Raw genomic sequence first — 25,978 nt, forward strand, 5'->3', positions numbered from 1 at the left:
TAGCTTTTCACGGATGCGCGCACTTCAGACATCGCGAATCCGGCCGTTTACCAGTACATACGGAATATTAGCGGCGAGCCCACAAAATCCCTTTAAATAGGGCATGTTCTAACGAACATGCGTCGCGCAAGGTAAACGGAGAGAGCATGTTTGTCGCAATTGGCTGGGTAGTGGTAATCGCTTCTGTAATCGGCAGTTTTGTCGGTGTAGGCGGGCATCTTCCCGCGCTCATTCAACCGTTCGAACTGCTATGCATTTTTGGTGCGGCGATCGGCGCTTTCGTTGTGAGCAATCCGACCTCTACGCTGAAGAAGACCATCAAGGCCATTCCTTTCGTGTTTTAAAGGTGGCGGATATACGAAGGAAAAATATCTCGAACTGATCGCGCTGCTTTACGAGTTGCTTCAGAAGGCGCGCAAGGAAGGCATGATGGCGCTCGAAACCGACGTCGCCGCGCCGGAAGAAAGTGTGCTGTTCCAGAAGTATTCGCACGTATTGAAGGACCTTCATCTGCTCGACTTCATCGTCGACTATTTACGCATGATGTCCGGCGGCAACGTGAACGTGCTTGAAGTGCAGGACCTGATGGACGAAGAACTGGCTACGCATCATGCGGAGTCGTCGGTGGCGGCCAATGCGATTCAGAAGATGGCCGACGGCTTGCCTGCATTCGGCATTGTTGCCGCCGTCATGGGTGTGGTTCATACGATGGGTTCAGTCGGCGCACCGCCGGCCGTGCTTGGCGAAATGATCGCCAGCGCCCTGGTCGGCACGTTCCTCGGCATTCTTCTCGCCTATGGTTTTATCGGGCCGGTCGCCGATCTGCTCAATGCGAAGGGTCGCGCCGAAGCCAAACCTTATCAATGCGTGAAGGCCGTGTTGCTCGCAGCGCTTTCCGGCTACGCACCGCCGATCGCCGTCGAGTTCGGCCGCAAGGTGCTGTTCACCGCCGACCGTCCTAGCTTCCAGGAGCTCGACGACGCCGTGCGCGCCACCAAAATGCCGAAATCGGCCTGACGCGGAGCGGCATCATGAATGAAAGAAGATCGCGCGCGTCCCGGCAGGAAGAGGCGCCCGCTCCCGTGATCGTGCGCCGCGCGAAAAAGGGTGACGACCATGGCGCGCATCACGGCGGCGCATGGAAAATCGCCTACGCCGACTTCGTCACTGCGATGATGGCGTTCTTCCTGCTGATGTGGCTGCTCGGTTCGACCTCGAAGTACGACAAGCAGGGTATCGAGGACTATTTCAACACCCCGCTGTCGAGCCTGCTCGGCGGCACCGAGGGCACGGCAGCAGCACGTCCTAACGTCATCCAGGGCGGCGGCCGTGACATTTCCGACAGCCGGCCCGGCGACGGCAAGAAGAGCCAGGCCGAACCAACGCCGCCTGCGAAGGTTCCACCTGTCGTCGCGCCTGCGGATGCCGCACGGCTTCAGCAGTTGAAGGAGAAGCTTGGCGCCATGATCGAGCAGAGCCCGGCGTTAAGGGCATTCAGGGATCAGATTCGCATTTCGATCACGAATGAAGGTTTGCGTATCGAGATCGTTGATTCTCGGAACCGGCCGATGTTTCCGTCCGGCAGTTCGAGGTTGCAGCCTTATGCCGAAACGATCCTGACGCAGATTGGCGCTGCGCTCAACGACGTGGAGAATCGCATTTCGATTGCCGGTCATACGGACGCGGTGCCGTATACCGCCGGTCCGGAGGGTTACTCGAACTGGGAGCTGTCGTCCGAGCGGGCCAATGCCGCGCGCCGCGCGCTGGTGGCCGGCGGCATGCACGACGAAAAGCTGCTGCAGGTGCGCGGACTGGCCGATGTGTTGCCACTGAACAGCAATGTCGCCGACGAGCCGACTAATCGGCGGATCAGTATTCTTGTGCTGAACAAGGCCGCGGAACTCGCGTTCTTCCACGACGGCGGCCGCACGACGATTGACGAAACGTCGCCCGCAAGTTCGGCTATACCCGACGTAGTGAGCCGTTTGCAGCCGGTCAGCGTTTCACGTAGCACACCATAGAATTTTTATTGGGCAGAGGTTGGGTGCGGATCGACTTCGGCTCGTGGGCTTTTCGTGCTTGCTGCAAAGCGCATGAGGTGTGTATAGAATCGTTCGCATGCGCCCTGCCCCAGATCATCACCATGAGCCCGAGCTTCCGCTCCACACGCCCAGCGTCTCGTCTGTGACGCTGGCGGCGATCATTGCCGTGATCGCGTGGATTTCGATCGTTGCGCAAGCCGACCTGACGATCGACCGCACGCTAGCCCGCGGGCTCGGCGTGCTTGACGGGGTTGCGCGGATGAGCAGTTACCTCACCAATCTTACGGTATTAGCGTGCGCGGTCTGCTTTACCTGCATAGCGTTACGAGGACGCAGCCTGGCGATCATACGTTTTTTTCGACAGCCAACCGTCGTGACCGCGGTCGTTGTCTACATGGCATTTGTGGGAATTGCCTACAACCTGCTTCTACGCGGAATGTGGTCGCCGAGGGCGTACAGGCTGCTGCTCAACGAATCTTTGCACAGCGTTTTGCCGATGCTGACGGTGCTTTACTGGGTGTTGTTCGTACCGCGATTTCATTTACGGTTACGGCATTGCCTGCTGTGGCTCATCTATCCCGTCGCGTACCTCGCCATCACTTTCTGGCGTGGGAGTTTGTCGGACTTTTATCCCTATCCTTTCATCAACGTCGACGTGCTCGGCGTCAGACACGTCGTCGTCAATTCCGCCCTACTGTTCGGGGGATTTCTGATGTTGATGGCCGTGTTCGTGGGGATCAACTTTAGGCGTAGACGCTGATCGCTCACCGTCAGTCCACCCAGGAAGAAAAAAGCAAGCGGTAAAAACGAGAAAAGGCGCGAACAATCGCGCCTTTTCTCAATCGATACAGTCTTACGTGCAGTTCGTGCTGCGCCTCACACCGCCGCCACAACCCTGCGCGGCGACAAAACCGACACCACAAAACTCACCACAATATTAGCTGCCAGGGCGATCAATCCGATATAAAGCGGATAGGTAGCACCACCGACATGCAAGGCAAACACCGGCTTAAGTCCTTGCGAAATAGCCAACCCAGTCCCCAGCACGATCCCCACCAGCCACCCAAGAAACAACCCTGGCGTATTCAACCGCCGCGTGTACAGCGAAAACACAATAGCCGGGAAAATCTGCAGAATCCACACCCCGCCCAGCAGTTGCAGATCAATCGCATACTGCGTCGGCAGAAACACGATAAACAGCAGCGCACCGAACTTCACGACCAGAGAAACAACCTTGGCGGTCGAAGCCTCCGCCTCAGGCGTGATATTCGGCGAGACGAGAGGACGCCACAAATTCCGCGTGAACAGATTGGCCGCGCCAATCGACATGATCGCCGCAGGCACCAACGCGCTAATCGCAATGGCCGCAGCCGCAAAGCCGACAAACCACGACGGAAACAGCGTATTGAACAGCGCCGGTACCATGTCGGACGCCGACTTGACATGCACACCGGCCGCAATCGCCATATACCCAAGCAACGCAATCAACCCGAGCAACAACGTATACGCCGGCAGGAAAATCGCATTCTTGCGCACCGTATTAGCCGACGAAGACGACAACACCGCCGTCATCGTATGCGGATACATGAACGCCGCCAGCGCCGAGCCCAAAGCAAGCGATGCATAAGCAGTGAACTGCGTCGGCTTCAGAATGATCCCGGTCGCACCGCCCTTGGCCTTGAAATACGTATCGGCAGCGTCGAACACATGCGCATAGCCACCGAGCTTCGCCGGAATCAGCCAGACCGCCGCGATCACGACGATATAGATCATGATGTCCTTGACGAACGCGATCATCGCCGGCGCCCGCAAACCGCTTGCATACGTGTACAACGCCAGAATCACGAAGGCGACGATCAACGGCATCTCGCCGGTCACGCCAAGCCCCTTGATCACCACCTGCATGCCCACCAGTTGAAGCGCGATATACGGCATGGTCGCGACAATACCGGTGATCGCCACCGCGGCCGGGAACCACTTGCCGCCGTATTCGCCCTGCACGTAGTCCGCTGCCGTGATGTGATTCTTCGCATGCGCGATCTTCCACAGCTTGGGCATCACCGCGAACACGAACGGATAGACAATGATGGTGTACGGCAACGCAAAGAAACCATACGCGCCCACCGAATACACCAGCGCGGGCACCGCAATCACGGTATAAGCGGTATAGAAATCGCCGCCCACGAGGAACCACGAAATCACCGTGCCGAACTGGCGGCCACCCAGACCCCACTCGTGCAATTGCGTCAGGTCGCCCCGCTTCCAGCGCGCGGCAAAAAAACCGATCACGGTGACAAGAGCGAAGAATGCGATAAAGACCGTCATCGCAACCGGGTTCACAGGATTGACATCGCTCATTTGACACCTCGGTACACGACGTAAATCAGCAGCGAGGTCAACGGAACCCACAGGAACTGATACCAGTAGAAGAACGGAAAGCCGGCGAAAGAGGGCCGTGTGTCGTTATAGAACGGCAACCACAGCAACGCGATGTACGGGATCAGCAAGACGATCCATAGCCATGAACGGCCGGAAGATTGGGAGGTCTCCACGAACTTCTCCTAAGTCTATTATTGAACCCGCGCGCCTCGGCTTTTGGCCGGGCACGCGGAAAACCAGTTACCTGATATTAGACGGCAAAACCGGTGTTTGCTTTTTGCACGGCACCAATCCGCCACCGCCAGGTGCACCGCAACAACGCGCCAGAAGGCGCGGCACGCCGCGGGGATGTAGTATTCGCCTTCGTGGGCGCCGTCACAAGCGCGCAACTACGTAAGCCAGCTACGTAATACTACGTAGCCCGTCGGCCGTTCTCTCTACGATGAAACTCAAAGCAAAGATTGTCCTGCTGGCGATCGTGCCCTTTCTGGCGGCCATCGCCAGTATTGAAATCGGTGTGCGCCGGGAAGCCACGGCGCTCGCCGAAACGCAGCACGCGACCACTCAGGCCGCCTACATGGCCAGCAAGGAAATCGAGCTCAAACACTATGTCGAGCTCGCGACCACGGCGATCGCCCCGCTCTACGACGCGGGCCGTGACAACGCACGCGACGATGCGATGCTGCGCACCCGCGCGCTCGACATTCTCGAGAAAATGGACTTCGGCAAGGACGGCTACTTCTTCGTCTACGACATGCACGGCCGTACGCTGATGCATCCGCGCGAACCCGGCCTCGTCGGCCGCGACCTCTGGGCGCTGCGCGATCCGAACGGCACGCCGACGATCCAGCAACTGCTCGCCGCGGCCTCGCGCGGTGGCGGTTATGTGCGTTACGTCTGGCATCGACCATCGACGGGCAAACTGGCGTCGAAACTGGGCTACGTGGTGCCGCTCGAACGCTGGGGCTGGATGATCGGCACCGGCATCTATCTCGACGATGTCGATGCAACACTCGCGCATATCGACGCAGGCGCGGCGGCCAACATCGATCGCACGATGCAGTGGATCGACGGCATCGCGGTGGCCGGACTCTTCGTGATCGCGTTGTGTGCGCTGGTGCTCAACGTCACCGAATACCGCAGCGCGGACGTAAAACTCAAGCGGCTCGCGCAGCAGGTGGTCGACTCGCAGGAAAACGAACGGGCGCGCCTGTCGCGTGAATTGCACGACGGCATTAGTCAGATGATGGTCTCCGTCAAGCTGCTACTCGAATCGGCATTGACGCGCTTCGAACGCAGCGAGGCACGTGTCCCCGCTGCAGAGGCCGCGCTATCGACAAGTATTGCGCGGCTCGGCGACACCCTGCGCGAAGTGCGCCGCATCTCTCACGCGCTGCGTCCCTCCATGCTCGACGACCTCGGCTTGGCCGCTGCCCTGGAACAGCTCACACGCGAGTTGAGCGACCAGTCCGGCATCGAGATCGGCTTCACGCAGATCGCCCATACCCATGCCGCGTCTTTGCCGGAAACGGTAAACACCGTGCTGTTCCGTATCGCCCAGGAAGCGCTGACGAATATCGTGCGGCATGCCCGTGCATCGAGCGCGGCGCTGTCGCTGGAGGTATCGAGCGACGCGGTCACGCTGACCATTGCGGACAACGGGTGCGGTTTCGACGTCGCGCACGCACTGGTCAATCCGCACGCGGGTGTGGGCCTGCGCAATATGCGCGAGCGGCTGGACTCGCTCGGCGGCAAGCTGTCGCTTAGCTCACAGGCCGGTCATACGATCGTGACCGCGCGCGTGCCAGTGGTAGCGTCCACGCCTCAATCGCCGGCCTTGCAGGAAATCTGATGATGAACGACATGCCCCTCGCCATCGCACGTTTGATTCTGATCGACGACCACCCGCTGGTCCGCGACGGCTTGCGCGCCCGGCTCGAAGCCGTGCGCAACATCGAGATCGTCGGCGAAGCCGGCAATGCGCAGGAAGCGCTTGCGCTCGCCGCCAGCCAGGAACCCCATCTGGTGCTGATGGACGTCGGCATGAACGGCATGAACGGTATCGCACTGGCCGGCCTGTTTCATGAGCGCTTCCCGGCAATTCGCGTGTTGATGCTGTCCATGCACGACAATCTCGAGTACGTGACCCAGGCGGTGCGCGCCGGAGCCAGCGGTTACGTACTCAAAGACTCACCGGCCACCGAAATCATTCAGGCAATCGGCGCGGTGCTGGAAGGCAAGACATATTTCAGCGCCGGGCTGGGCGCAAGATTGATTCAGGCCTCGGCGACGCAGTCGCCGATTGAACGGCTCACGCCGCGCGAGCGCGATATTCTCGATGCGCTCGCGGAAGGTCTGTCGAGCAAGCAGATTGCGCAACGCAACGATTTGTCGGTGCGCACGGTCGAAACGCATCGGCTGAATCTGAAACGCAAGCTCGATATCGAAGGCCAGGCCGAACTGATCAAGTTCGCTGTCGAGAATCGTCGTAAGAATCGTTGAACATCCGAACCGCCGCTGCATAATCTCGTCCAGGTAGCCGGAAATCACTGCCGTCGATCCGTCTGCCGCACGCTCAACACCCTGGAGCCGAAGACGATGAAACGCCTGATTCGACCGTACCTGGCAGGTTTTCTGGTCTGCATGGCCGCGACGCACGCTCATGGCGAAGCGCAACGCATCAATCGCGGGCACGACCCGTTCTTTCAGATATCCAAAGCGGTCAGTGACTGCCCGGTACCGCTGGGCCCGCTCGAGACCGAACAGGAATGGCTCGACGACAGCCATTACCGGATCGAGCGCGGCAATAGCTGCTGGGTGGAAGGCCGATGCCGTCTTTCCAACGCGTACCTGTATGACGCGGAAATTGCCGAGGCCGTGCAACGGCGGCTCGCCAATATCAACTACGCCACTCACTGGCGCGACCAGTCGACGCTGTGGCTCACGCTGCAACGCCGCTTCATTTACGTGCAAGGCTGCGTCGCGCCAGGCTTCGACAAACAGACGTTCCTCACGGAACTCGCGAAAACCGCGGACGTCGACCGCGTGATCGACGACACCACAAGCAACCCGCATGCAGCGGCCCTTCCCTACAGAACGCTTGCTGAGCCGGATAAACCGGTGATCGATCCCGGCAACTAGCCGCTATTGCGCAGCACTACCCCGGTCGCTGTTGTCCCGGATGATCTGCGCGATCAATGTGTCGGCGTCGCGCGAAACGTTATCGTGGACGCGGGTACTCAACGTGGCCGCCGGCGTATCGTTGCCGATCAGATGACCGCTGCGCACGTGCGTATCCACCGACACCTGCATCGAGAGACCAAGTCGCAACGGATGCGCAGCGAGTTCCGCCGGATCGAGCGAAATCACGATCGGCACGCGCTGCACGACTTTGATCCAGTTGCCGGCCGCGTTCTGCGACGGCAACATCGAAAACGCACTACCCGTGCCCGCCGAGAAGCCTTCCACGTGCCCGTGATACACCACCTGCGAGCCATACACGTCCGACACGATGCGCACCGGCTGCCCCACCCGCATGCTGCGGATCTGGCCTTCCTTGAAGTTCGCTTCGACCCATAGACGCTCGAGCGGGATGATCGACATCAGGGCGAGTCCTGGCCCGACCTGCTGGCCGATTTGCACCGAGCGCTGCCCGACCGTGCCATCGACGGGAGAAACCACGGTGGTGCGCTGCAGGTTCCGATACGCAAGCCGCAATTGCGCGGCGGCTTGCAGAACCGGCGGGCTGGCCTCGACCGGAAATTTTCCGCCGAGTGCGCGGGCAGCATCGAGCTGGACTTGTGCCGAAGCGAGATTCGCTTGCGCAACCGCCACCGCCTCGCGGGCGCGCGCCAGTTCTTCCGGCGAGACCACTTCCACCGACGCATGATCGCGCGCCGCCAGCGCGCGTTGCGCCAGCGCCAGTTCGGCGCGGCGCGCATCGATCGATTGCACGTAGAGCTTGCGCGAGATCGTCGCGTTCGCCACCTGGCGCACAGCGAGTGTCAGTTGCGCTTTGGCCTGCGCGAACGCGGCGGCCGCTTCCGCGTCGTCGAGCTTGACGAGCGGCTGGCCCGCGCGAACCTGACGCGTGTTGTCCACCAGAATATCGGTGACCGTGCCGGGTATCTGCGCGGCGATCTGCACGATGTTGCCCGCCACGTAGGCGTCGTCGGTCTCCTCGAAGAAGCGCGCGCTCAACCCCCAATACGTTAGCCACGCCAGACCGGCGAGCGCCACCACAGCGAAGAAAACAGCAAACCGGCGCCGCCGCGCAGTCCGTTTCGAATCGTGCGCGTCACCCGGTATGCCTGCCCCGTCTGCCGGATTTGCCTGCTGCTGGGTCCAGCCGGCGGCATGCTGTGCCTGTTTATCGTTGTGCATTCAATCGAAGTGCGTATCCGTGATGCGTGCGTGAGAGGGAAAGGTCGGCTGATAGTGCGAGATCGGCGCGCCGGCCACCTTGCGTACGTCAAAGCCGCCGCCGAGCGCGCCCACCAACGCCACCTGCAGCATTCTGCGGCGCCCCTGTAGATCGATTTGCTGGGCGCGCTCGTCGAGTAAGGACAGGTCTGCCAGCGTCACGTCCTTCTGCATGCCGATACCGCGACGGTGTCGCTCCTCTGCAATCGCGACGATCTTTGCGGCCGCGTCGACCGCGCGGGTCTGCTCCGCGGTGAGCGTATCGACCGTACGCAACGAAGTCAGTTGACGCGCAACGTCGCCGAGCGCCTCGTCGATCGTCTTGTTGTAAAGAGCGATCGCGGCGTCGACGTTGGCGTAATCGCCGCCGAGTTGGGCACGCAGCCGGGTTCGGTCGAAGATCGGCAAGGAGATCGCCGGTCCCACCGAGCCGGTCAGCGCCGCGCGCGAGAAAAGCGCGGCGGGCGTCAACGCCGTGAGCCCGGCAAAGGCAACCAGATTCACGTCGGGATAAAACTGCGCCCGCGTGGCGTCGATATTCGCGAGTGCGGCTTCGGCCCGCAGACGCGCCGCCACGATATCGGGCCGGCGGCCCAGCAGGTCCACCGGCAATTGCGCCGGCATTGGCGCGTCGGCAGCCGCTGCCAGTTGCGGACGATGCAGCGACAAACCCCGCTCCGCTCCGCGTCCCGTCAGCACGCCGATCTGCAGTTCGGTCAGTTTGATGCGTTCGTCGTTGAGTGCCTGCTGCGAAGCGAGCCGGCTTCGTTTAAGTGCTGCGTCGGCCGAGTCGTAAGCGTTATCGATGCCGCGCGCACCCCGCTCGCGCAGCACCGCATCGACGCTATCCGCGGCCTGCTGTTTTTGCAGCAGAATGTCCTGCATGGCATATCCGCGGTCGAGCTCGCAGTAGAGCGTCACGAGCGCAACGGTCAACGTGAGCCGTGCCTGCTCCGCATCGACGCGCGCCGCATCGCGTGTGGACAGCAGGCTGCCGGTCAGCGCGGCATTCTTGCCCCACAGGTCGAGCTGGTAGCTCAACCCGGCGAACAACGCCGCCGGCGAGACCACCGGATCGTTGAACAACTGCACCGGAATCTGACGACCGCCAACCGACACATTGGCCACGTCGTCCGGTTGCGGCAAGCGGGCCTTGCTGAGCGTCGCGCCCGCCGTGCCGGTAAGGCCGGTGAGCGAAGCAAACTGTTCGAGTTGGGCCTGCGCGGTGCCCACCCTCGCCCTTGCGATCTGCAGGTCGGGACTATTCTGCAACGCCTCAGCAACCAGTTCATCCAGTTGCGGATCGCGGTAGCGTTTGACCCAATCGGGTGCGGGCCACGTGCCGTTCGCGTTCGGCCCGATAGTCTGGACGAGCGCATCGGCGGATGGTTTAAGCGGTGTAACGCTAGTGTGCAGACCCGCATCGCTCACGCAACCTGTCAGCGCCACTGCAATGAGCAGAAGCGGTAAAAACAGCGGCAACGAGCGCGGCAAAAGCAATTGCATAGACTGTCTCACGACTGCCAGGTACGAGATACGGCACGCGCTACCGTGCGCGCTCCCGGCTCCGGCGTGCTCACCCCGGTGACCATCGCCGGGTCAGCCACAGTAGCTGCGTAAGCCGCCCTGGCCACGTTGGCCGCGAGTCGCGGACGCGTCCGCTCCAGCGGCCCCATGCGCCCGAAGAACCCATCGAAAACACCCTGCGCAATTGCTTTGAGCTTCGCCGCCTTATCTTTCTCCAGCAGCAGGATCTGCACGATTTGCCAGAGCGTCAGCACGTTCGGCACGATCGCGACCGGCAAACGCAATCCATATTGCAGCGCCAGGTGCATTGCGTTTCGCGCGCTGTAATAGCGGCGGAAACCGGGGTGATTCATCGTCGTCAATTCCAGAGGACCCAGTTTGTGACGACTCCGCGCGCCAATCCGATGCAGCAGCACGAGCGACGGCACGACATACACCGGCACATTTCGCAGTAGCGCGCGCAAGCAGTACTCGGTGTCGACATGATCGATAAACAGCGCTTCGTCGAAGCGGCCAAGCCGCGCGAATGCCTCGCGAGACACGACGCAGCCGGACGAAATCAGAAAGGCGCAGCGCTGCAACGGCGCGTCGGCCTGTATTGCCAATCTTTCGACCGCCAGCCCGCTCGTCGCGAGCTCGGGGAGGAAGCGCTGGTCGTTCTCATCGAAGATACGCGGGCCGGCCAGGAACGCCCGGCCGCTCATTGAGGCGCACCGCTCGCGCATCACCGTGAAGTAGTCGGCAGGCGCCTCGGAATCCTGGTCGAACAGCGCGACCGTCTCCACACCCGAGTCGAACAGCGTACTCAAGCCGCAATTGAAGGCGCCCGCAATGCCATTGCGATTACCGTGATGCTGCAGCGCGACGCCCGCCTCCCCCAACATCATCGCGGCGCGCGCGTCCGGCGAAGGCGAGTTGTCGACCACCAGCAGACGATCGCACCTGTCGCGCATCGCCACCGCGCGTGCGAGTTGCGCTTCGCTCGGATGAAACAGGATGATCAATGCGCCCAGGATCGTCATTGGAAGTTCCTCAGTGACCTAAAGCCATCGCCGCACCGCGCTTTGGACGCGTGAGCCACATCATCGCGGCGAGCACGAGGCAGGTGACGCTTGCCATGTAGAACATGTCGCCGGTCGCCATCATGTACGCCTGTTGCTGCACGACGTGATGCAAGGTGGCGAGTTCGCGCGCGCCATCGATACCCATGCCGTGCAGGCTCTGAACAAAGCGCTGCGTGTTGCCGGACGATTTCGTCACCGACTGCGCGACGACGTCGTAGTGATACAGCGCGCGGTTATCCCATAGCGTGACACTCATTGCCGTGCCGAACGCCGCCGACAGCGTGCGCAGGAAATTCGACAGACTGGAGGCCGCCGCGAGCTTGTCGTCGGACACGCGCGAAAGCGTCGCCGCGGTCAACGGAATGAAGAAGCACGGCAAGCCGATTCCCTGAATCAGACCCGGCGTGATGATCTGCGTAAAGGTCATGGTCAACGTGAAATGCGCATCCCACCACAGCACGCCCGCAAACACGAGAAAACCGAAAGTGGCCAGCACGCGTGCGTCGAAACGGGCCGCATAGATGCCAACCAGAATCGAGAACACCAGCGCCAGCACGCCGAGTGGCGCGGTGGCAAGTCCGGCCTGATACGCGGTGTAGCCCATCACGGCCTGCAGCCAGAGCGGAAAAATCACGCCGACCACCGAAAAGCTCATCATGCCAAGCGCAATGATCAGCACGCAGAACGAAAACGTACGGTCGCGGAACAGGCTCAGATCGATCACAGGATGCCGTTCGCCGGCCTCCCAGATCAACAGCGATACGATCGCCAACCCGGCGACGATCGCGAGCGTCAGGATCAGCGGAGAATCGAACCAGCCGCGATCATGCCCAAGATCCAGCACCATCTGCAGCGAGCCGACACCGACCACCAGCAGAAGAATGCCGGGCAGATCGATCGGCGCCGCCTTGGCAGCCGGTGCGTCGGGGCGCAGCATCGTCATGCACACCGCGAACGAAAAGATGCCGATCGGCAGATTGATCAGGAAGATCCACGGCCACGAAAAATTGTCGATGATCCAGCCGCCCACCACGGGGCCGAAAATCGGCGCGAGCAGGACGGTCATCGCCCATAGCGCGAGTGCCACAACGCGCTTGTCCGGGGGAAAGGTGCGCAGCAGGATCGTTTGCGAAAGCGGCACCATCGGCCCGGAGAAAAGCCCCTGCAAAGCGCGGCATACCACCAGAAGATGGAAATCGCCGGCCACGCCGCACATCAGCGAGGTCAATGTGAAGAGCACCACCGCGCCGAGAAACAGCCGCGTTTCGCCGAGCCGGCGCGAGAGCCAGCCCGTCAACGGTACGGCGATAGCCGCGGCCACGGAGTACGAACTGATTACCCACGTGCCCTGGCTATTGGACACGCCGAGGCCGCCGGAGATCGCCGGCACCGCGACGTTCGTTACCGTCGAATCCAGGACTTCGATGAAGGTGGCCAGCGACAACGCGAACGTCAGCAAGGCGAGTTGTGCGCCGCGCATACGGGCTACGCTGTGCTCGACTGCGGAGTCCGGGCCAGGGCCAATGGCATGCCCTGTATCCGCCGACAGCGGAGGAGCGGCGCTCATACGCTATGTCCGCTGGCGGCCAGTGCCGGCGACGCCGTGCGGCCGACAGTTTGCTCGCGCACGGCGGCCGGCATGAACGCTTCGATATAGCGTGCGGCGGTCTCGCAGCCGTCCGGCGACGCCGCGAGGCGGTCCTGCACGCGTCCGCACTGGGTCGCGATCGACGGGCTGCCAAGCACTTGCCTCAAGGCACGAGCAAGCGCTTGCGGTTGCAGCGGCCTGTCCAGCCGAACGCCGCATCCACTCACGACGACACGCTGCGCGTTATCGAACTGATCGTGCGCGAACGGCGTGACCACCTGCGCAATACCGGCGGCATAGGCCAGCGCAGCCGTGCCGATGCCGCCGTGATGCACCAGCGCACGGCAGCGTGGCAAGAGCGTCTGCAACGGCACGTAACGCCGCCTGAGCAACGCGCCGGGCGCGTCTGCGCGCACATCGGTCTCAATAGCAGCCGCTTCGGTTTTGAGCGCATCCGGTGTCAGAAGAATGCCGCGCAGCCCACCTTCCCTCAACGCCGCGCTCACGGCATTTGCATAGCGTTCCTGGTCGATCAGCGTCGAGCCTGCTGTGAAAACCACAGGCCGCTCGCCCGCAGCGAGAAATGCGTCGAGTTGCGGATCGGGCGCGATCGCGCTCGTGTCGTTGAACAGCGGAAACCCGCTGAGGCAGCGCGGCGCCGGCCAATCCGGTTGCGCTTGCGCGAACCAGTCCGGAAACAGGCACAGCACACCGTCGGTCGAATGCAGCCACTCGCCGAAAATGCGCCGCACCGGTGCGAGCCCCAGTTCCACGCGCGATCCATTCAATGCGGGGCCGCAGACCTTGTCGAGCACCTGTCGCTCGATTAGCCGCAGCAGCGCCGTTTTTACAGCCAACGGCAAGCCACGCGGAATCGTCAGACGCGGGTGGGTGGGCGGCGCATGCGCGGACAGCAGGGTCGACGGCGACACCTGTACCGACACGAACGGCACACGATACAACTCCTGCATCAGCCGTGCGGAAAAAGCCCATAACGTGCCGACCAGCACAGTATTGCTATCGGTCAACGCGGCCAGCGTGTCGAAATGCGGTCGCAGTGTCGGTGCGATCACCGCCCATAACGTCCGGAACGAAGTACGCGGATGCCATAGCGCCGGGTTCGCCATCGCCGCTTCATATTCAGCGGCGGTGCCGATTGGCACAAAAGCAAAGCCCTGGCGCACGGCAGCTTCCGCGAACGGAGGATGCGTGCAAAAGACGATCTCATGGCCGCGCGCGGCCAGCGCCGCACCGATGCCGAGCAACGGATGCACATCGCCGGCCGAGCCGATCGCGGTAATGATGACCTTCGCCATTCGGGCAGCTCAGAAGAGACCGGGAATCAGCGCAGCGACGTCGCGGCGATACTGTGAATACGCACGGCCGAAGTGACCGGTCAGCCAGCTTTCCTCGACCCGCACCTTGTACGCCAGCGATGCGAAAATCAGCGATAGCCCGACTACGCCACGCCATTGCGCGCCGATCAGCACGGCCCCCAGAAGGGCCAGCAGGCAGCCTGTATAGATCGGATGACGAACCAGCCCGTAAGGCCCGCTGCGCACCAGTTCATGCCCTTCCTTCAGCGTGACCGACACGCTCCAGTTGGTGCCCAGATGCAGCCGCGCCCACACGGAAAAAGCAAGCCCGGCGAGGAGCACGGCGAAGCCGGCCAGCTGGAGCGGCCCGATTGCATGCAGATCGACGGACAACGCCGCTGCGGCGAAGTCCGGCAACACGATCAACGCGCCGCCGCCAATCAGCGGGATCGACTGCAACGTGCGCGACAGCGATGCCTCCTTGCGCGCGGTCTGTTTGACCCGGCTCGACGTCGCGACCCAATACAGCAGCCACAACACCCACGGTACGACAATGGCAATGCTCTGAGCGATATTCACGGTAGTTCGACCTGTTGGAACGAGTGATCGGCGGTAGTCTGCAAGGCGACGTTGGCGATGTTTGTGATGTTTGCAATAGCGGGTTGCGGCACCGGCATGGTGGGTGAGCGCGCGCCGAACGCGTCGAAGCGCTCGAGCGCGCGGCCTGCCGCCTGTGCCGGCGGCGCGCCGAAGTAATCGAAAATCGCTGTCCTGACCTGGCGTAGCGCGGGCCGTCCTTCGAGATCGAGAAAGTGCCCGGCCTGCTCGATCGTGACAAACTCGGCGCGCTTCAGATGGGCGCTGAGCGAGCGGGCATCCTCAGGCGTGGTGTAGTTGTCGAGCTCGCCGTTGAGGAACTTCAATCCGCACTCGATGTTGCGAAACTCGTGCAGATAGTCCTCCGGACGAATGGCCAGAATCTGGTCGACGTGAAACGCCACCTGATCCTGCTCGTCGCGTGGGAGCGTGGAAAGATAGCGGTAGTTGTAGAGCTTCATGATGCGCGGCAGATGCTGGCCAACCGTATCGTTGAGCAGCTGCGCGGCCTTCAGATTTTCGCCGGCGGCGATGTGGTCGCGTGCCGCGGTCACATACGCGGTCATCGCCTCGTTGAGCCGCGGCGAGAACGACGCAATCACCGCGCGCCTCACACTGGTGCGCGCGCGAGAGAGCGCAAGCAGCGACGCCACCCCGCCCCACGACACCGACAACAGGAAAGCCGGCTCGAATAAGCCTATTAGATGCAACAGAATGTCGACTTCATCGTCTTTTGTAAGAACGAAGTCACACACGTTATGCGCTTTCGATTGACCCGCATAAGGTAAATCGAAACAAATCGGGTTATAGCGTTCACCGAGGTATTTGATTGTCTGCCCGAACGACGCTGTGGTAGCCAACGCGCCGTTGATCAGAATGACACTCTCGAAGGCCGGATCGAATACGTGACGTTCAACGTAGACTTTCAGGCCCGCCGGGAGCGGAACAAGGAGTTTTTCGATGGGCATGGCGTATTCGCATGCACTTGCGCAAGCAGGTGCGTACCGATACCGCGCCCGCACTCGCGGACGCCTTGCGGCCGTACTACCGGGGATCAGGCCCATGCGATCTGCCTTTACGCCGGCAAATCCGATCCGCGACGACCGCTGCTGCACCGAAAGCATGCATCACTCGATGTGATGTATGCCGACTCTCCCTGGCGCGCGCCTGAACTCCGGCTCGCTTCAATCGAGCGTTCGATGCCTCGTAATATATTTATATGTAATTCGGAAAAGCCTGCTTCAATCTGTACCGCATGCCACCCGTTGATGCGAGTCTGCATTCACTGCGTGAAGACTTCATGTCAATATACGATGACGGAAAGCTTTTTAACACACTTCAAAAATAAAAGCTAAAAAAAGTCATTGGGCATATGTTCGAAATCCACAGAAAAATGTAATTGAAAGGAATCGGCGCCGCGTGACGCGGCGTCATGGCGCCACAGTTGCATATTGAACGACAGGACATGTGCCGGAACAGCCCGCATGCTGCGCGAGCGAGCGCAGCATGCGGGCTTGCACGCGTTGGGTAGCAGGACGTGGCGTTGTCCAGACGTCAGAACGGGACCGGGGACAAGCGGTTATACCGGCGCGCACTCGCCGCCGATAGACACTACCGGACCAGCGAGAATGCTTCCCGGCTGGCAATCTCACCCGCGCCGTACACGCCAACCACCGTATAGTCGGACGCCACGCATTCGAACGTCGCGCCCTGAAACGTGATGACAAAGTGGCGTTGCACAGGACCGGGCGAACTGACGGCAGAAATCTCGGCGGCCAGCGACGAATTCATCACTTCGTGAACCGAGTACCGACTGAGCCCACGCGAAGCCAGCGGATGGATCTCGAGATCGGCGTCGCCTGGCGGGCCGAGCCGATGAAACACAGCATCGGGAAATAGCACGGTACAAAATGGATCGTCGTCGGAATCGAATGGCCCGAACCGTTCGAAGTCGGACTCGGCAATCGGATAAGCCAGAATCACCCGACGATCGCTGGAAACAATGAATGGTTCGGCAGCGTCGACTGCAGGCTGAGGAACAGAGTCCAGCAGGACGACATAGTCTTCCTGCTGGGGTGAATCGAGCGTGCTGGTCATCTACTTCAGAACTCCGTTGCGCTCACGCGCCGGCTTGCACCGTCGAGGTTTGCGGCGCCGCGGCAACAACCCGCTTCGCACCGGCTTTGGCTTTGCTGCCGGTCTTACGACCCGGTGTTTTCTTTGCAGCGGCGGTTTTCTTCACCGCAGCCTTCTTTGCCACGGCTTTTTTCGCAGCAGGCCTGCCGGCGCCTTTCTTTGCCGCAGTCTTTTTAGCCGCCGCCGTGCTCTTCTTTGCAGCCGCTTTGGACGCCACGGCCTTTTTCGCCGTCACGCCTTTCTTCGCAGCGACATTGCGGGTCGCGGCAGCGCCGTCGATCAGAAACTGGGTTCGGTCTTTAACCGTTGCGAGCCACGCCGGTGCCGGACCGCGTCCGCTCCAGGTGGCGCCCGTTTTCGGATCGAGATACTTCGGCGGCTGAGCACCTTTAGGCTGGCCTTTTTTCCCGGCCTTGGCGTGACTGACCGCAGCCTTTGCCGTGGACTTCAGTTCGCTCGCCCCTTCAATCAGGAATTGCGTGCGGTCTTTCACTGCGGCAATCCATGCCGGTGCGCGCCCGTGGCCTGTCCAGGTCGCGCCGGTTTTATGGTCGCGGTACTTCGGAATCGACTTGCCTGCAGCGCCTTTTGCCTTGCCACTTGCAGCACGTCCATTCAGGGCGCGCGCGGCGCGCCTCGCCTTTGCCTTTGCCTCGATATCGGCAGTAGTCAGACCGTGCTTGAGCATCAGGTCGCGAATCTGGTCGACCGCGGCTTGTGCTTTCCTGGCGATAAGCACGTCGGCTTGTGCCTGAAGCTTCTTCAGCTTTGCCTGGATTTGCTCTAACGTGGGCATTTGATCGCTCCTTATGTGGTAATCGATCGAACTATGCCATGAATAGCGTCGGAAAGGCAGATCTATGCCGCTATAAAGGCAACAGACTCACACGAGAATGCATACCGTGGAGTACGAACCTTTCGAGTTCGCTACCGGAGAACCGTATTCTTTAGCTATTCCGATTGCCGGCGATCTACCTAAGTCGGAGTAAAAACAACAACCTGGCGATCGGCTATGTACCGCACACTGCGCATGAACCGGTACTGCTGATCGTCCGCGGTTATCCGGTTGAGTCCCAATTGCGTCAATGCCAGCATCTCGTCGGCCTGAAAGGCAGCCACTACGCCGTGATCCGTCAACTCCTCCAGCGTGCCGGACGGATCGCCAATATAGACACTGCGTACCTGCGTGCCAATCCGCATCAGAACCACACTCTCGCCTTCGTCGAGCGCCAGTTCGAGATAGCCGGCAAGCGTTCGTAATGAATCCGGTGTGGAGGCCTGGGCCTGATAGATCGCAGCATTCGATGGCGTCATTTCTGTTTCCCCATCACCCGCATAGAGAGAAGCCGGCCGCTGTGCAATGCGGCAATAACTGCTTCTACTATAGGCAAGCATTCGGAGATTCAAAGGGCGGCCATTCATTTTTTTCGCCGGTAACCCCGCGTTACCAATCTCGCAGCGCTGTTTCACCTGTGTCTGGACCGCCCTTCTACACTCCGAACCGTATTCAGAAGCAAAGCAATGACGGTTCGGCAGTACTCGAATGCATCGCACCCGAATGTGCAAGGAGAAGGAAAATGAACAAGAAGATCGTTGGCGCGGCACTTGGCCTGGCCTTTCTCGCGGCATCGTCGATAGCATCGGCGCATGTGGACATAGCCGTCGGAGTCGGCATTCCCGTCGGCGTAGTTGCGCCGCCTCCCGTTTATGCCGCACCGCCGGTCGCCTATGGTCCGGCTCCAGTCACGGTTGCCTACGATGGCTATGGTGGTTATGGTGGCTATGGTGACTGGCGCGCACGCGAGTGGCGTGAGCGCCGCGAATGGCGTGAACATGAATGGCGCCGCGAGCAATGGCGCGAGCACGAATGGCATGAACGCGGCCGCTGGGGCGGCTATTGAAATAGCGCGCTACCGCGCCATTTCCGAAGAACTCATAGTCTGGACCGTTCACGCGATCCGCAGTCCGTACGCCGGCAGAATCTCCTGCGTCGTCACGAAGCGGTGCTCCTTGACCGCGTCGTGAAAGCGCCGGTAATCACTGTTCTCAAAGACGGCGCTCCACCGGGGCCGATCCCCGCTGTCGTCGTCGGACTGCAAACCGGTAGCTTTGTATTTCCAGGAGCCGATTCCCTTGGGCACGTACTCCGGAATCGACTCTGACAGGCCGGGAATCGCGCCTGTTTTCACCGCTTCGCAAAGGGTCTGCAGGCGCTTATTGTCGTCCGGGTTCCGATTGGTGTCGAGAAGCATGGTCAGTGCGGCTCGGACATCTTCCGGCAAACCGGCGTGGTTTTCGAAATCTTCGCGCCCCGCCACGTAGGCGCGCACCGCGCGGCAAGTCATCTCGGCCGCTTGCATGAACTCGGGCAGATTGTGCCTTTTGACGCGTACATTTCTGCCGTCGGTGTAATGCCATTTCGCCCACGGCTGGTCAGGATAATGCAAGGCCGCGCCGTGACCGACAGGCAGCGCAAGCGTCAGTACATCTTCCTCGATGTGCTCGACCAGATGTTGCGTGGCGCGTTTCAGACGGGCAAACCAGCCTTCCGGCGTGCAATCTTCAGCCTCCAGCATATGGACACGATTCGTCGGACTTTCGATTCCGGCGAAACCCTGGTGAGCCCACGTATCGACGTAGGTGTGAAGCGTCACACCGAGACGATGCAAAGCCGTATCGGCGCCTCGCTGCCGGATCGCCCGGCGCACCACTTCGCGGGCCACGGCGCTATCCGGCCGGCACACCGCTTTGTCTTCGAGCGTTTCCCCGACACCGGCGGGCAGAAAATGAAACGGCGCCCATACCAGCCGGTTCTGGTCATTTTCCGCGTTGGTATAGTCAAATAGTTTGTGCGCGGTGGCGAAGCGCTCGAAAGTTTCACCGCCTGAAAAACGCAGTATTCCTGACGTGGTCGCGTCGTCGACGTACTGGCAAGCATGCGCCACCGTGATTGCCTCCCCGGCTGCCATTCCGCCGATACGTGCAGCGATATAGACGACCCCGTAGTGAAAATCGATGTTCATAAAAGGCGCTCCCGACGCGCAACGAACGATGGCCAGAGATTCCGGAATGCGCAAGGCGGCAGTTGCAGCGCGGCGCACCAATAGAATGTAAACGACCGAATGCAATAGAACTTTAAAAGAAAACAATGTCGCCGGCACTCAACGAAACTCGTCGGCCACGCCGACGTCACACATGATCTGATTGCGTGTGCCGTGCTACGTAACTGGAAAGCCAGTCGCAATGCGAATCGGCACGCCGTGCCGCATTGCCTCTCATTCGAACCTTCGGGCCGCAATAGCTACGGCAATGAAAGCTAATGAACGAAAAGCAGCGACGAATGCACTGCCCCAAAAGAAAAACCCCGCTTCGATCTCCGAAGCGGGGTTTTTCCTGGTGCGCATCGCGCCGTATTACTTGACGATACCGACGAGTTCGACTTCAAACGTCAGGTCGCTATTCGCCGGAATCACACCGACGCTGCGCTCGCCATAAGCAGTGGCCGCCGGACAGGTCAGCTTGGCCTTCTCGCCGACTTTCATTTTCTGCACGCCTTGCGTCCAGCACGGAATCACGCGATTGAGCGGGAAAGTTGCCGGGCCGCCGTGCTTCGCCGAACTGTCGAACTCCGTGCCGTTGGCGAGCGTGCCGCGATAGTTCACCTTCACGACATCGTCAGCGGACGGTTGCGGGCCCGTGCCCTGCGTCAGATGTTCAACGATTACACCGGAAGGCAATTTTTCAGTGGTGGCAGCGGCCATTGCCGTGGAAGAAAGAACTGCCGCGGCGACCAGCGCAACGATAGATTTCAAAGCAAGTCTCCAGGTGGGTAGTGCGCGTCATTGTAGCGGATCACTTGTTGCAGCCACGGGGATCATGCACGCAGGTTTATTCGACGTCTTCATTCAATAGCGGAATCGCCCCGGGAATTGCCCCAGGAACCGATCCAGACAGCGACTCGCTTCTGGCGATTTCGCGTTGCGTCAGTTGCGCGGCCTGCTGCTCCATCCGCTTGAGCAAGCCGTCGAGCAGATGTGCTTCTTCATTGCTCAGGCAGGCCGCGAACTCGGCGTTATAGCGTTGCCCGCTCAGGCGCGCCTGTTCGTAGGCGAGACGGCCGGCTTCAGTGAGCGTGAGCACGGTCAGCCGCTTGTTCTGCGGCAGGCGCGTTTTCGCAATCAGACCTTTATTCACCATATTGGCGACACAACGGCTCGCCACCACCATGTCGAGCGCGGCCGATTCGGCGAGCCGGGACAGACTCGTGTCGGGGTACTTGCCGACGAACGCGAGAATGCGCCAATCGCGCCGGCTAATGCCAAGTTCCCGACGAAACATCAGCCCGACGCCCTGGGTTGCCACACGCGCCAGGTTGTGAAGCCGGTAAAGCAGGAATTCATCGATGTGCTCTGGATGCTTCAGCACAGGTGTTGATCGAGGGTCGGTCGCGGACACGGTGAGCGCACATCTAACAAAGGGTTGACGGCCATTATGACGTGCTTTTGCGGCAACGGCGCCGGCCTATTGTGCATTCGCACATATATTTGATTAGGTCAATCGTCGGATTCGTTTCTAGCATCGAGTCTTCTTCCCGGTCTTTCCCATTTCAGGCCGCAAGGCCGCAGACGGTGCTTATAGATGGCGGATACCCGCAACGTTCTCTTCATCATGTGCGACCAGCTTCGCCGCGATCACCTCGGCTGCTACGGACATCCCTACCTGCAAACCCGTCATATCGACGCGCTGGCCGCGCGCGGCGTGCGTTTCGACAACGCATTCGTCAGCTCCGGCGTATGCGGTCCGTCGCGCATGTCGTATTACACCGGCCGCACGATGAGCAGTCACGGCGCCAACTGGAACCGGGTGCCGCTCTCAATCGGGGAAATGACGCTCGGCGAATACCTGCGTCTGAATGGCCGCTCGCTCGCGCTGGCCGGCAAGACGCACGTGATGGCTGACGGCAACGGCATGCAGCGGCTCGACATCGCGCGCCAGAGTCCGCTCGGACTGCGCCTCTCGACCGGCTCGTTCGACGAACTCGACCGCTACGACGGTCACCACGAGCCCGGCAAGGAGAGCGGCTATCCGGCCTTTTTGCGTGCACACGGCTACGTCAGCGACAAACCGTGGAGCGACTTCGCAATCAGCGTGGAAGACGACAGCGGCGCGGTGCATTCCGGCTGGAAAATGCGCAACGTGCGCTGGCCGGCGCGGGTGGCCGAGCCGCATTCCGAAACGGCCTACATGACGGATCAGGCGATCCGCTACATCGAGCAGCAGGGCGACACGCCGTGGGCCTTGCATTTGTCGTACGTAAAGCCGCACTGGCCCTATGTCGCGCCGCGGCCCTATCACAATCTGTATTCGCTCGATCAATGTTTGCCGCTCGCGCGCAAGCCCGCCGAACTCGACAATGCCCATCCCGTGGTTGCCGCGTATCGCACTCACGAAGAGAGCGCCAATTTCGCGCGTGAAGAAGTGTCGAACACCGTACGGCCGGTTTACCAAGGTCTGATCCAGCAGATCGACGACCATCTCGGCCGGCTGTGGGACACGCTCGAACGGCTGGGCCGTTGGCAAGACACGTTGATCGTCTTCACCGCCGATCACGGCGACTTCCTCGGCGATCATTGGCTCGGCGAAAAGGAACTGTTCTATGACACCGTGCAGCGCGTGCCGATGATCGTCTACGATCCGTCGACGCGTGCCGACGCCACTCGCGGTAGTGCCGAAACGCGCTTCGTATCGGGCATCGACGTGGTGCCGACGGTGCTCGACGCGCTTGGCCTGCCGGCCTATGAAGAGCGCGTCGAAGGACACTCGGTTCTGGTACTCACGCGCGGCGAAACGGAGCATGCCGAAGGCTGGCGCGACTACGTGGTCTCCGAAGTCGACTATAGTTTCCGCCGCACACGTCTCGCACTGGGACGCAAGCCCGATGAATGCCGCGGCTGGATGGTGCGCGACACACGCTGGAAGTACATACACTGGCAAGGATATCGCCCGCAACTCTTCGATCTGGCGAACGATCCTGACGAATACAGCGATCTTGGCGCCGATGCGAGTCACGCCCCCATCCGCGCGCAAATGCATGCGAAGCTCGCCGACTGGTACGGCTCGTTGAAACAGCGCGTCACGATCGACAACCCGACGGTCGAGAGCAAGACGGACACGCACAAGGACTGGGGGGTCTTTTTCGGCGAGTGGTAGCACGGGCAACTGGCACGAAAGTACGCGCATGCGCCTCGATGAAAGCTTCAGATAGCGCCCCAGGCGCAGATTGACTCAGCGTCACACGAATAAATCATAGGCGCCCGGCATAACATACCGGACCGCAAGGAGACACCATGCAGCGCTCGCCCGCACTGACGCCCGACGACGCGATCTATCGCAAGATCGCGCGGCGCATCGTGCCGTTTCTATTCATCTGTTACGTGGTCAATTTCATCGACCGCGTCAATATCGGGTTCGCAAAATTGCAGTTCCTGCAGGACCTGAAACTCGACGACGCAGTATTCGGCTTCGCGGCGGGAATGTTCTTCGTCGGCTACCTGCTGTTCGAGTTGCCGAGCAATCTGCTGCTGGACCGTATCGGCGTGCGCAAGACGCTGTTGCGGATCATGGTGCTGTGGGGTCTTCTGACTGTGCTGCTGATGTTCGTCAGGAGCGCGAGCGTGCTGTATCTGCTGCGTTTCCTGCTGGGCGCCGCCGAAGCCGGCTTCTTTCCCGGCATCATTCTTTATCTGACGTACTGGTTTCCCGACCGGCAACGCGGACGCATCACGAGCCTGTTCATCATGGCCGTGCCGTTGGCGGGCATCATCGGCGGCCCGCTGTCGGGCTGGATCATGGGGCATTTCCACAACATGCTCGGCTTGCGCGGCTGGCAGTGGCTATTCCTGATCGAAGGGGTGCCGGCTATCCTACTCGGCGTAATGGCGATGCTCTATCTGGACGATCGCCCAATGCACGCCAAATGGCTGAGCGACGCGGAAAAGGCCCACATCACCGCCGCGCTCGACACGGATCGACAGCAGCGCGGCGCGCGCCACGCGCCGCCCGCGCAACTCTCCGACGTGTTGCGCAACCCGCGGATCTACCTGCTCTCGGCGATCTATTTCTGCGTGTTCATGGGGCTCAATGCGGTCGGTTTCTGGATACCAACGCTGTTGCGGCACGTCGGCGTGCAACAGATCGGCAATATCGGCTGGTTGAGCGGCGCGATTTCGGTTTGCACGGCAATCGGTATCGTGGTGATCGGACGCAGCTCGGATCGTCACGCCGAACGGCGCTGGCATGTGGCGTGCTGCGGCTTTGCGGTGGCCGGCAGTTTTCTGCTGCTGCCGCTCGCGGCGCACAGCGTGCCCTTCACCGTCGCCCTGCTGGTGGTCGCGTCGACCTGCATCTACGCGACGCTGAGCATTTTCTGGACGATCCCCACCGCGTATCTGGATGGCGGCGCAGCCGCGGCCGGTATTGCGACGATCACTGCGATCGGCGCGATCGGCGGTGCGGTGAGCCCTTCATTGGTCGGCATGCTGAAGGCCGAAACCGGCAGCGTCTACGCGGGCTTTGCCGTCATCGCGGCGCTCCTGATTGCCGGTATGGTCGCACTGCTGCGGGCCGTGCCCGCGCCGCATCGCGAAGCGGTGGGTACGGTGGGGCCGGTTGTGTTGAAGTAGGCGGGCGCGGGTTCGGGTTCTATTAATTCTGGTAGCCCGGACGGTGCATCGCGCATCCCTTTGCTGCGTCTGCGCTGTGAGCCTTGAAGTCCGCAAGCATCGTTTCGCGCTCGCGGATATCTGGGTTTGGCATCTGGAATGGGCGGGCGCGAGCGTGAGCGGATAAGTGGCCGTCCGCTTGTGTGATCCCCGCCTGGACATCAGCGCGGGAAGCCGCTTGCCGGCCGCCGCGCGCTGAGAAACGTCCCCTGGGTCAATGGCCGTGGCCGCCGCCGTAACCGCCGCCATGGCCGCCGCTGTTGCCGAAGCCACCGAAGCCGCCGCCATGGCCTTGGCCGCTGGCGCCTTTGCCGCCGTTGCCGTTGCCGTGACCGCCATCACCATGGCCACCGTCGCCGTGGCCGCCGTCGCCATGGCCGCCAGCGCCATGACCGCCATCGCCGTGGCCACCGTCACCATGGCCACCATCGCCGTGGCCGCCGTTGCCATGACCGCCATCGCCGTGGCCGCCATCACCATGACCGCCGTCGCCGTGGCCGCCAACACCATGGCCACCGTCACCATGACCGCCATCACCGTGGCCACCATCGCCGTGGCCGCCGTCGCCATGACCGCCATCACCGTGGCCGCCGTCGCCATGGCCACCACCACCGTGGCCACCGTCACCATGACCGCCATCACCATGGCCACCGTCGCCGTGGCCGCCAACACCATGGCCACCATCGCCATGACCGCCGTCGCCGTGGCCGCCAACACCATGGCCACCATCGCCGTGGCCGCCGTCGCCATGACCGCCATCACCATGGCCGCCATCGCCATGACCGCCATCACCATGGCCACCATCGCCGTGGCCGCCGTCGCTATGACCGCCATCACCATGGCCACCGTCACCATGGCCGCCATCACCATGGCCGCCGTTGCCATGACCGCCATCGCCGTGGCCGCCATCGCCATGACTGCCGTCGCCGTGGCCGCCATCACCGTGGCCACCGTCACCATGACCGCCGTCGCCGTGGCCACCGTCACCATGACCGCCGTCGCCGTGGCCACCGTCACCATGACCGCCATCGCCATGACCGCCATCGCCGTCGCCACCATGGCCATGACCGCCGTGGTGCCCACCATTACCACCGCCGTCACCGCTGCCGCCTGTTCCACCACTACCAGTTCCGCCACCACCCGTTCCATCACCACCGGTCCCACCACCCGCTCCACCACCACCCGC

General features: G+C 61.5%; 23 protein-coding genes and 2 pseudogenes. 10 read left to right on the forward strand and 15 right to left on the reverse strand.

What is annotated here, in order from left to right:
- The first annotated feature begins 146 nt into the window (after positions 1-146).
- The 3 genes and pseudogenes from motA to HWX91_RS10375 all read left to right on the forward strand — a co-directional run bounded on the left by motA (position 147) and on the right by HWX91_RS10375 (position 2,802).
- A pseudogene (gene motA / locus HWX91_RS10365) lies at positions 147-1,017 on the forward strand (flagellar motor stator protein MotA).
- A 14-nt stretch (positions 1,018-1,031) separates the two neighbouring features.
- Positions 1,032-2,021 carry a flagellar motor protein MotB gene (gene motB / locus HWX91_RS10370; protein ID WP_028198310.1) on the forward strand — a complete coding sequence of 330 codons (990 nt, stop codon included), beginning with the start codon at positions 1,032-1,034 and terminating at the stop codon, positions 2,019-2,021.
- 97 nt (positions 2,022-2,118) lie between these two features.
- The gene (locus tag HWX91_RS10375) at positions 2,119-2,802 is read left to right on the forward strand and encodes a Pr6Pr family membrane protein (protein WP_028198311.1); all 684 of its coding nucleotides are present in this window, start codon (positions 2,119-2,121) and stop codon (positions 2,800-2,802) included.
- A gap of 116 nt (positions 2,803-2,918) precedes the next feature.
- Here the strand turns inward: HWX91_RS10375 and mctP are convergent, their stop codons facing one another.
- Positions 2,919-4,400: a monocarboxylate uptake permease MctP gene (mctP, locus tag HWX91_RS10380; protein ID WP_028198312.1), complete on the reverse strand. Its 1,482-nt coding sequence runs from the start codon at positions 4,398-4,400 to the stop codon at positions 2,919-2,921.
- Positions 4,397-4,594, reverse strand: a complete 198-nt coding sequence (locus HWX91_RS10385; RefSeq protein ID WP_028198313.1) for a DUF3311 domain-containing protein — start codon at positions 4,592-4,594, stop codon at positions 4,397-4,399. Before HWX91_RS10385 ends, mctP begins: the two co-directional genes overlap by 4 nt.
- A gap of 269 nt (positions 4,595-4,863) precedes the next feature.
- Between HWX91_RS10385 and HWX91_RS10390 the strand changes: the two genes are divergently transcribed.
- The 3 genes from HWX91_RS10390 (at position 4,864) to HWX91_RS10400 (ending at position 7,562) form a co-directional block, all read left to right on the forward strand.
- Positions 4,864-6,273 (forward strand): cache domain-containing protein, encoded by a 1,410-nt coding sequence (locus tag HWX91_RS10390; RefSeq protein ID WP_028198314.1) that lies wholly within the window; start codon positions 4,864-4,866, stop codon positions 6,271-6,273.
- 2 nt (positions 6,274-6,275) lie between these two features.
- Positions 6,276-6,923 (forward strand): response regulator, encoded by a 648-nt coding sequence (locus tag HWX91_RS10395; protein ID WP_028198315.1) that lies wholly within the window; start codon positions 6,276-6,278, stop codon positions 6,921-6,923.
- Between the two features lie 96 nt (positions 6,924-7,019).
- A complete protein-coding gene (locus tag HWX91_RS10400) occupies positions 7,020-7,562 on the forward strand; it encodes a hypothetical protein (protein ID WP_028198316.1) in 543 nt (180 codons plus the stop codon).
- A 3-nt stretch (positions 7,563-7,565) separates the two neighbouring features.
- Here HWX91_RS10400 and HWX91_RS10405 read toward each other — a convergent pair whose 3' ends face one another.
- The 10 genes and pseudogenes from HWX91_RS10405 to HWX91_RS10450 all read right to left on the reverse strand — a co-directional run bounded on the left by HWX91_RS10405 (position 7,566) and on the right by HWX91_RS10450 (position 18,385).
- Positions 7,566-8,804: an HlyD/EmrA/EmrK family protein gene (locus HWX91_RS10405; protein ID WP_028198317.1), complete on the reverse strand. Its 1,239-nt coding sequence runs from the start codon at positions 8,802-8,804 to the stop codon at positions 7,566-7,568.
- Positions 8,805-10,349: an efflux transporter outer membrane subunit gene (locus HWX91_RS10410; RefSeq protein ID WP_042275909.1), complete on the reverse strand. Its 1,545-nt coding sequence runs from the start codon at positions 10,347-10,349 to the stop codon at positions 8,805-8,807.
- Positions 10,350-10,357: 8 nt separating this feature from the next.
- Positions 10,358-11,392 (reverse strand): glycosyltransferase family 2 protein, encoded by a 1,035-nt coding sequence (locus HWX91_RS10415; RefSeq protein ID WP_063627886.1) that lies wholly within the window; start codon positions 11,390-11,392, stop codon positions 10,358-10,360.
- Between the two features lie 10 nt (positions 11,393-11,402).
- On the reverse strand, positions 11,403-12,914 hold the full coding sequence (locus tag HWX91_RS10420; protein ID WP_144193689.1) for a DHA2 family efflux MFS transporter permease subunit: 1,512 nt from the start codon (positions 12,912-12,914) through the stop codon (positions 11,403-11,405).
- 83 nt (positions 12,915-12,997) lie between these two features.
- Positions 12,998-14,338, reverse strand: coding sequence for a glycosyltransferase (locus HWX91_RS10425; RefSeq protein ID WP_028198320.1), 1,341 nt, complete (start codon positions 14,336-14,338; stop codon positions 12,998-13,000).
- A gap of 9 nt (positions 14,339-14,347) precedes the next feature.
- Entirely contained in the window at positions 14,348-14,917 is a 570-nt protein-coding gene (locus HWX91_RS10430) for a methyltransferase family protein (RefSeq protein ID WP_028198321.1), read from the reverse strand.
- A 146-nt stretch (positions 14,918-15,063) separates the two neighbouring features.
- Positions 15,064-15,903, reverse strand: a pseudogene (locus tag HWX91_RS10435) (alpha/beta fold hydrolase); the annotation flags it as partial.
- Positions 15,904-16,546: 643 nt separating this feature from the next.
- Entirely contained in the window at positions 16,547-17,032 is a 486-nt protein-coding gene (locus tag HWX91_RS10440; RefSeq protein WP_028198322.1) for a hypothetical protein, read from the reverse strand.
- A gap of 22 nt (positions 17,033-17,054) precedes the next feature.
- Positions 17,055-17,867 (reverse strand): H-NS family nucleoid-associated regulatory protein, encoded by an 813-nt coding sequence (locus HWX91_RS10445; protein ID WP_028198323.1) that lies wholly within the window; start codon positions 17,865-17,867, stop codon positions 17,055-17,057.
- Positions 17,868-18,046: 179 nt separating this feature from the next.
- Entirely contained in the window at positions 18,047-18,385 is a 339-nt protein-coding gene (locus HWX91_RS10450; protein ID WP_028198324.1) for a hypothetical protein, read from the reverse strand.
- 263 nt (positions 18,386-18,648) lie between these two features.
- Between HWX91_RS10450 and HWX91_RS10455 the strand changes: the two genes are divergently transcribed.
- Positions 18,649-18,972 (forward strand): hypothetical protein, encoded by a 324-nt coding sequence (locus HWX91_RS10455; protein WP_028198325.1) that lies wholly within the window; start codon positions 18,649-18,651, stop codon positions 18,970-18,972.
- A gap of 48 nt (positions 18,973-19,020) precedes the next feature.
- On the opposite strand, the gene HWX91_RS10460 is transcribed toward HWX91_RS10455, so the two are convergent.
- From HWX91_RS10460 to HWX91_RS10470, 3 genes are all read right to left on the reverse strand, one after another.
- On the reverse strand, positions 19,021-20,094 hold the full coding sequence (locus tag HWX91_RS10460) for a DUF6765 family protein (RefSeq protein ID WP_028198326.1): 1,074 nt from the start codon (positions 20,092-20,094) through the stop codon (positions 19,021-19,023).
- 390 nt (positions 20,095-20,484) lie between these two features.
- Entirely contained in the window at positions 20,485-20,832 is a 348-nt protein-coding gene (locus HWX91_RS10465) for an FKBP-type peptidyl-prolyl cis-trans isomerase (RefSeq protein WP_174459555.1), read from the reverse strand.
- Positions 20,833-20,959: 127 nt separating this feature from the next.
- On the reverse strand, positions 20,960-21,496 hold the full coding sequence (locus HWX91_RS10470) for a MarR family winged helix-turn-helix transcriptional regulator (protein WP_042275913.1): 537 nt from the start codon (positions 21,494-21,496) through the stop codon (positions 20,960-20,962).
- Between the two features lie 213 nt (positions 21,497-21,709).
- Between HWX91_RS10470 and HWX91_RS10475 the strand changes: the two genes are divergently transcribed.
- From HWX91_RS10475 to HWX91_RS10485, 3 genes are all read left to right on the forward strand, one after another.
- Positions 21,710-23,281: a sulfatase-like hydrolase/transferase gene (locus tag HWX91_RS10475; RefSeq protein ID WP_028198328.1), complete on the forward strand. Its 1,572-nt coding sequence runs from the start codon at positions 21,710-21,712 to the stop codon at positions 23,279-23,281.
- Positions 23,282-23,418: 137 nt separating this feature from the next.
- Positions 23,419-24,753 carry an MFS transporter gene (locus HWX91_RS10480; protein ID WP_042275917.1) on the forward strand — a complete coding sequence of 445 codons (1,335 nt, stop codon included), beginning with the start codon at positions 23,419-23,421 and terminating at the stop codon, positions 24,751-24,753.
- A gap of 256 nt (positions 24,754-25,009) precedes the next feature.
- Positions 25,010-25,978: hypothetical protein (locus HWX91_RS10485; RefSeq protein WP_208459031.1), on the forward strand; the 969-nt coding region annotated here is incomplete at its 3' end.

The organism is Paraburkholderia fungorum (genome assembly GCF_902833645.1).
Classification (GTDB): Bacteria; Pseudomonadota; Gammaproteobacteria; order Burkholderiales; family Burkholderiaceae; genus Paraburkholderia; species Paraburkholderia fungorum.

Bases quoted from the DNA above. Each gene is read 5' to 3' on its own strand.
- HWX91_RS10420 (WP_144193689.1), bottom strand. From the start codon at position 12,914: ATGCGCGGCGCACAACTCGCCTTGCTGACGTTCGCGTTGTCGCTGGCC.
- mctP (WP_028198312.1), bottom strand. From the start codon at position 4,400: ATGAGCGATGTCAATCCTGTGAACCCGGTTGCGATGACGGTCTTTATC.
- HWX91_RS10465 (WP_174459555.1), bottom strand. From the start codon at position 20,832: ATGGCCGCTGCCACCACTGAAAAATTGCCTTCCGGTGTAATCGTTGAA.
- HWX91_RS10405 (WP_028198317.1), bottom strand. From the start codon at position 8,804: ATGCACAACGATAAACAGGCACAGCATGCCGCCGGCTGGACCCAGCAG.
- HWX91_RS10440 (WP_028198322.1), bottom strand. From the start codon at position 17,032: ATGACCAGCACGCTCGATTCACCCCAGCAGGAAGACTATGTCGTCCTG.
- HWX91_RS10395 (WP_028198315.1), top strand. From the start codon at position 6,276: ATGAACGACATGCCCCTCGCCATCGCACGTTTGATTCTGATCGACGAC.
- HWX91_RS10450 (WP_028198324.1), bottom strand. From the start codon at position 18,385: ATGACGCCATCGAATGCTGCGATCTATCAGGCCCAGGCCTCCACACCG.
- HWX91_RS10460 (WP_028198326.1), bottom strand. From the start codon at position 20,094: ATGAACATCGATTTTCACTACGGGGTCGTCTATATCGCTGCACGTATC.
- HWX91_RS10445 (WP_028198323.1), bottom strand. From the start codon at position 17,867: ATGCCCACGTTAGAGCAAATCCAGGCAAAGCTGAAGAAGCTTCAGGCA.
- HWX91_RS10455 (WP_028198325.1), top strand. From the start codon at position 18,649: ATGAACAAGAAGATCGTTGGCGCGGCACTTGGCCTGGCCTTTCTCGCG.
- HWX91_RS10400 (WP_028198316.1), top strand. From the start codon at position 7,020: ATGAAACGCCTGATTCGACCGTACCTGGCAGGTTTTCTGGTCTGCATG.
- HWX91_RS10425 (WP_028198320.1), bottom strand. From the start codon at position 14,338: ATGGCGAAGGTCATCATTACCGCGATCGGCTCGGCCGGCGATGTGCAT.
- HWX91_RS10475 (WP_028198328.1), top strand. From the start codon at position 21,710: ATGGCGGATACCCGCAACGTTCTCTTCATCATGTGCGACCAGCTTCGC.
- HWX91_RS10480 (WP_042275917.1), top strand. From the start codon at position 23,419: ATGCAGCGCTCGCCCGCACTGACGCCCGACGACGCGATCTATCGCAAG.
- HWX91_RS10415 (WP_063627886.1), bottom strand. From the start codon at position 11,392: ATGACGATCCTGGGCGCATTGATCATCCTGTTTCATCCGAGCGAAGCG.
- motB (WP_028198310.1), top strand. From the start codon at position 1,032: ATGAATGAAAGAAGATCGCGCGCGTCCCGGCAGGAAGAGGCGCCCGCT.
- HWX91_RS10390 (WP_028198314.1), top strand. From the start codon at position 4,864: ATGAAACTCAAAGCAAAGATTGTCCTGCTGGCGATCGTGCCCTTTCTG.
- HWX91_RS10410 (WP_042275909.1), bottom strand. From the start codon at position 10,349: ATGCAATTGCTTTTGCCGCGCTCGTTGCCGCTGTTTTTACCGCTTCTG.
- HWX91_RS10375 (WP_028198311.1), top strand. From the start codon at position 2,119: ATGCGCCCTGCCCCAGATCATCACCATGAGCCCGAGCTTCCGCTCCAC.